The sequence below is a fragment of the uncultured Corynebacterium sp. genome (assembly GCF_902489365.1).
Lineage (GTDB): Bacteria > Actinomycetota > Actinomycetes > Mycobacteriales > Mycobacteriaceae > Corynebacterium.
The window spans coordinates 1-6,514 of record NZ_CABTZR010000101.1 but is presented as its reverse complement, the minus strand read 5'-3'; the positions used below and the strand labels follow the sequence as shown (position 1 = coordinate 6,514).

The following is a 6,514-nucleotide window of genomic DNA, read 5'->3' as shown; positions in this document are numbered from 1 at the left end:
TGTCCGGATCCGCAATCATCCGCTCGGTGACAGTGAGCTTGAACTCATCCGAAGCTTCCTTGTCGTCCAAGGTTGCCTTGACCTCAACGTCGTAGGACGTCAGGTCTGCATCAGCAGGCACCTCGCCCTCGATCGCCTTAGTCTTCGGGTTGTACTCCAAGAACTCAGGCAGGCCAGTAACCGAAACCTCAGAGCCCTCAGTGGACTTAACCGGGATAGAGACCTTCTCACCACGCTGAACCTTAGTATCCGGAACAGCATCAACGTTTACGTCAGCACCCGGAACCACCGGATCCTCGCCCGAAGCGTCCGGCTCTTCAACCGTGACAGTGACTTCAACGTTGTCCTTCGAGCCATCCGGGTAGGTCACCTCAACCGGAACAGTGATCTCGTCACCAGGCTTCGCATCCTCAGGGATGGTAACGGTGATCTCACCGGTGTTCTCATCAACCTTCACGCCCTCCGGAGCCTTGTCACCCGGGGTGAACTTGGTGCCCTCCGGCGGAGTCGTCTCGTTACCGTCCTTGTCCTTGAACTCAGGCTTCTCAACCTTGACGTCCTCGCCAGGCTTACCAGAACCATCCTCATAACCAGGCTCGTAAGTGTCAGCGTCCTTGTCACCAGGCTGCTCCGGAGCATCTGGCTCTTCAACAGTGACGGTGACGTCAACATTGTCCTTCGTGCCATCCGGGTAAGTCACCTCAACCGGAACAGTGATCTTGTCACCAGGGGTAGCATCCTCAGGGATGGTCACCGTGATTTCACCAGTGTTCTCGTCGATGGTCACACCATCAGGAGCGTTCTCACCAGGACCGAAGGTCGTACCCTCAGGAGCCTCGCTCGGGTTACCGTCCTTGTCCTTAAACTCCGGAGCAGGAACAGTCACGTCCTCACCCGGCTTACCAGAACCACCCTCATAACCAGGCTCGAACTCGGTGTTCTGGTTCGGGGTCTTCGGGTTGCTGTCATCCTCATCCGGGATGCCGTCGTTATCGTCGTCCTCGTCCTCAGCGTCAGGCTTACCGTCACCATCGGTGTCCAGCTTGAACTTGGCCTTAGCATCGTCCTTGGAACCATCAGGGTAGGTTACCGTGACAGGAACATCGAATTCTTCGACGGTGTCCTTGTCGAGCTTGGACTTGTCCGGGTAAGTAACAGTGATCTCACCGGTCTTTTCGTCGATCTCGACTTCATAGCCCTCAGGAACCTCGAAATCCTTAACCTCACCGGTTTCTGGATCCTTAGTACCGATTACGAACTTGGAGCCCTCGGGGGTGTCAACCTTTTCCTCGGTCGGGTTGCCCTCGGCATCCTTGCCAGTCTTGGTGAACGTCGGGGAGGACTTGGTCTCCTTACCAGGAACAACCAGCTTCTCTTCGTAAGCAGGCTCGTACTCGTCCGATGCCTTGTCGGTTACAAGAACAGACCATGCTGCAACGTCGTTATTGCCCGAGACAACAACAACGTTGTAGACGTCGCCCTTCTCGGCATTCTCTGGGATGTCGAAGGTGCACGCGGCAACCTGGTCCTTAGCGGCCTTCGACTGGTCGAGCTCGCAGGTCTTAGCGACCTTGCCGTCCTTGTCACGCCATTCAATCTTCGATGGCAGAGCAGATAGCTCGCCACTGAACTCCGGAGTCACCGTGGTGCCCGGAGCGGCCGGCTTGTCGGTCGCGTTGTAGTCAGCCGTGATCGACACCGGAGCGTACGGCATGAGTGCGTGGCGGACGTTGTAAATATTGTTCAGTGGCTTTCCGTAACGCGGGGTGTTCAGGTCTTCAACCCTCGAACTGACGGTCTGGTTTTCAGCCGGCACTGCATCTGCCGGCTTGAAGTTGCCACCCGCGTTGAAGCGCTGGAAGATCGGGGTGTGGAAACCTGTGTAGCCGTTCTGGACGATGCCGTCCTTGTTTTCTACCCACACAAACACGTGGTTCGGGTTGAGGAAGTCCTCGCGCTCCTGGCTCTTGTCGGTGTAGTCACCAAAGCGCAGCGAGTAGTTGCCCGACGGGTCGGTCTTACCGTAAACGGTCTTGAGAATGTACTCGGGGTGGTCCTCGAGCATCTTCTTGGTTTCTTCGGACAGCTTGTCCGGGTCGTTCTTGAACTTCTCGTGCAAAGCTGCGTTTGCTGCAGCACCGTCCTTGGTGAGGGTCGATGCATATACGGTGTAGCCATCAGCAGCTGGGTCCTGGGCAACAGAGTCACGCTTCGGGCCGGTTGCCGGGAAGCCCCAGTCTGGGTCACCACCAGTTTCAAGCCACACCTGACCGGAAAGAGTATTCGACACCTTAAGCTGGGCACCTGGCGCACTAATTGGACCTTTAGGGTCCTCAACGAGCTTGTCGCCCTTGGCTGCCATCCAGCTTTCCTTGTGGTTCGGCGGAACTTCACGCAGGAACGCAGCCATCAGCTGCATGTTGCCGTCAGCTGCGACGAAGGAGCCCATCGGGCCTTCGACAACACCGTTAAACGAACCGGGGGTCCAACCGTTGGCCTGACGGAACATCTCAACACGGTTGCCGCGGTCATTGGTGAACGGTTCAACCCAGATGCGGTGCTTCTGATCAGTACGCGCCGACCAAGAGTGCTCGCGGCCCTGATGGTCGGTCCAGGTGATGCCCTTATCGCCCGTACCGAAAGCGAAGGTGCCCTGGCCGCCGTTACCGCCGACCACGTCAGGAAGGGTGTGGGTCTTTGCGCTGAAGATTGGCGAGTAGGAGCCGTCCTTGTCGCGGAATTGGGCGTAGACGGTAATGCCGTCCAGCTTCACGTTGCCGTTATCGTACGCAGCACCCGGGTTGCCATTCGGGCTGGTCAGATACACGTGGCCGGAGATCAACCCAAAACCGACGCCGTGAGCATCGGTAAGGTTGGCGGCCTTGGTGACGCGACCGCTGGCAATCATATCAGCATCGATGATCTGGTTCGCTGGATCCGCCGTCGGAGCAGGGTCGGTTGCGGTTTGCGCATACGCAACCGGAGCCGCAACAGGGTGGACGAACGGAGCTACAAGAGCGACGGAAAGCGCGGCGGCTGCAATCGTCGTGCCGCGGCGACGAGCAGAACCGTTAAAACTCTTCATATTCATGAAGAATCCTTTCTTGAGAACAATTAAAGAACTGGTCAACAGCCGCCCCCACCTCGGACTTCGCAGCCTCTTAAGAGTTCCTGAAGGCAGACTGGACTCAAGCTGAGACCCTACCCCCCCCCCGCAGCTTCCCGCAAGTGCAAATCTCGCCCGGGGTTAACGGTGTTCGTGCATGTCATAGCGCTTTTGTTGATTAGAAAATCATAAATTTGCAGGTCACAGCCCGCTCCAATGTTTATGCCGTCCACAGGATGTTTATGTTTGTGATTTTGTCGGCAGATAGAAAATCCCCCGTCACCACCCCTACAGAAGGGGTGGTGACGGGGGCAGCGCGCTCTAGTCCAAACGGCTAGTCCCGGCGTGTCTTACACCGTGTGACAGTTAGAAGGTGTAGTCCTCCTCCAGCGGGACGGAGGCGCCGGTGAACTCACCGAAGCCATCGTCGCCGTAGATGGAATCACCGTAGGTCGGGATGGAGTACGCAGCATTGCGTGCGGCCTCAGTCGGCTTCACGCTGATGTTGCGGTAGCGGGAAATACCCGTACCAGCCGGAATCAGCTTACCGATGATGACGTTCTCCTTCAGACCAATGAGCTGATCCGAGCGCTTGTTGATGGCGGCGTCGGTAAGCACACGCGTGGTCTCCTGGAAGGACGCGGCAGACAGCCAGGACTCCGTAGCCAGCGAGGCCTTGGTAATACCCATGATCTCACTGCGCAGCTGTGCCGGCTGGCCACCTTCAGCAACCTGAGCGGCGTTAACCTGCTTAGCCTCAGAAAGGTCAACCAGGGTACCCGGCAGGAACTCGGTGGAACCGGCCTCAATGACCGTACCGCGACGCAGCATCTGGCGGATGATGATCTCGATGTGCTTGTCGTGGATGGCCACACCCTGTGCACGGTAGACGGCCTGAACCTCGTCGATGAGGTGCTTCTCCACGCCACGGCGGCCGAGGACCTCCAGGACGTCGTGCGGATCAGCGGCACCACGCATGAGGCGGTCACCGGTGCTGACGTGGTCACCGTCGCGCAGGGAGCGCTCGATCATGGCGCCCGGGTTGGACTCCATCGGGCGGCGAACCTGAGCCAGACCCTGGCGCTTCGACAGCTTCTCGTAGACCACGTTGTCGGAGCCATCATCCGGGGTGATGGTCAGAGTCCAGAAGTTGCCCTCATCGGACAGGGACACGGTGCCGTCGACGGAAGCGATGGGAGCGCGGTTCTTCGGGTTGCGGGCCTCGAAGAGCTCCTGAACACGCGGCAGACCGCCGGTAATATCGCCACCGACACCACCCTGGTGGAAGGTACGCATGGTCAGCTGGGTACCCGGCTCACCAATGGACTGTGCGGCCACGATGCCGACTGCCTCGCCGATATCAACCAGCTTGCCGGAAGCCATGGACTTGCCGTAGCACTTGGCGCAGACACCGGCCGGGGTCTGGCAGGTCAGCACGGAGCGGACCTTGATCTCCAGAACACCAGCGGCGACGATCTTGCGGCTGAGCTCCTCGGTCAGGTCGGTGCCTGCCTCAGCGATGACCTCGCCGTTTTCATCCTTGACGTCGTTAGCCACGACGCGGCCGGATGCGGAGGTCTCCCACAGCTCGTGCAGGTCGTAGGAGCCTTCGGCAACCTCGACGCCGAGCGGGACCCGCACGCCCTGACGGGTGCCACAGTCTTCCTCGCGGACGATGACGTCCTGCGCCACGTCCACCAGACGACGGGGGAGGTAACCGGAGTCAGCGGTACGCAGAGCGGTATCCGCCAGGCCCTTACGGGAGCCGTGCGAGTTGTTGAAGTACTCCAGAACCGACAGGCCCTCGCGGAACGAGGTCTTAATCGGACGGGTGATGTAGTCACCCTTGGAGTTCACAACCATGCCCTTCATACCGGCCAGGGTCCAGATCTGACGCATGTTACCGGCCGCACCGGACTTCACGATCATCGGAATCGGGTTGTCGTCGGGGTACATGTCCTCAACGGCATTACCCACGGTGTCCGTGGCGTCCTTCCACAGCTCCACCAGGCGGTCGTAGCGCTCGCGCTCGGTCAGGGCACCCTGCTCCCAGTACTTGCGCTCGATGCGCTCTGCTTCCTTCTCATAAGACTCGAGGACCTCGGTCTTGTTCGGCAGAACCAGAACGTCGTGCATGGTGATGGTCACGCCGGAACGGGTGGACCAGTAGAAGCCCGCGTCCTTCATCTTGTCCAGAACCTGGGCAACGGTGATCATCGGGTACTTGGCAGCGAGGTCGTTAATGACGTCACCCAGCAGCATCTTGTTGCCGGCGCCGCCCTTACGAACCATGACGCCCTCGAGGTACGGGTAGTTCCACGGCAGCAGATCATTGAACATGATGCGGCCCAGGGTGGTCTCAGCGAGCCAAGCCTGGCCCTTCTGCCAACCATCCGGGAACTGCTCAGCCTCAATGTCTGACGGCGGACGCAGGTGGGAGATGCGCACCTTGATCGGAGCCTGCAGGCCCAGAACGCCACGGTCACGAGCCATGATGGCCTCCGCGTAGGAGGAGTAGACGCCCTGCTCTGGACGGTCCTCGGTGGCGGGCTGGTAACGGCCCTCACCGCCGATCTCGTCCTCGCCCTTGTCCATGGTGAGGTAGTACAGGCCGGTAACCATATCCAGGCGCGGCATAGCCAGCGGCTTACCGGAGGCCGGGGACAGAATATTGTTGGAGGCCAGCATCAGCACGCGTGCCTCAGCCTGTGCCTCGGCGGACAGCGGCAGGTGGACTGCCATCTGGTCACCGTCGAAGTCAGCGTTGAAAGCCTCACAAGCCAGCGGGTGCAGTTGGATGGCCTTACCTTCGACCAGCTTCGGCTCGAAGGCCTGGATACCCAGGCGGTGCAGGGTAGGTGCACGGTTCAGCATCACCGGGTGCTCGGAAATGGCCTCTTCGAGAACGTCCCACACCTCAGGGCGCTGACGCTCCACCATGCGCTTGGCGGACTTGATGTTCTGTGCGTAGTCGTTTTCTACCAGGCGCTTCATGACGAAGGGCTTGAACAGCTCCAGAGCCATGAGCTTCGGCAGACCACACTCGTGCAGCTTCAGCTGCGGACCAACAATAATCACGGAACGGCCGGAGTAGTCCACGCGCTTACCCAGCAGGTTCTGGCGGAAGCGGCCCTGCTTACCCTTGAGCAGGTCAGACAGGGACTTCAGCGGGCGGTTACCCGGGCCGGTGACCGGACGGCCGCGGCGGCCGTTGTCGAAGAGCGCGTCAACGGACTCCTGCAGCATGCGCTTCTCGTTGTTCACGATGATCTCGGGCGCGCCGAGATCGATCATGCGCTTGAGGCGGTTGTTGCGGTTGATCACGCGACGGTACAGGTCGTTCAGGTCAGAGGTGGCGAAGCGGCCGCCGTCCAGCTGCACCATCGGGCGCAGCTCCGGCGGGATCAC

General features: G+C 59.8%; 2 protein-coding genes. Both read right to left on the bottom strand.

Features of this window, described 5'->3' with window-relative positions; translation table 11 throughout:
* Positions 1-3,091 (bottom strand): YPDG domain-containing protein (locus tag RDN59_RS10860; RefSeq protein ID WP_308607852.1); only part of this gene is annotated, 3,091 nt, incomplete at its 3' end.
* A gap of 381 nt (positions 3,092-3,472) precedes the next feature.
* The coding region (rpoC, locus tag RDN59_RS10855; protein WP_308607851.1) for a DNA-directed RNA polymerase subunit beta' at positions 3,473-6,514 on the bottom strand (3,042 nt) is incomplete at its 5' end.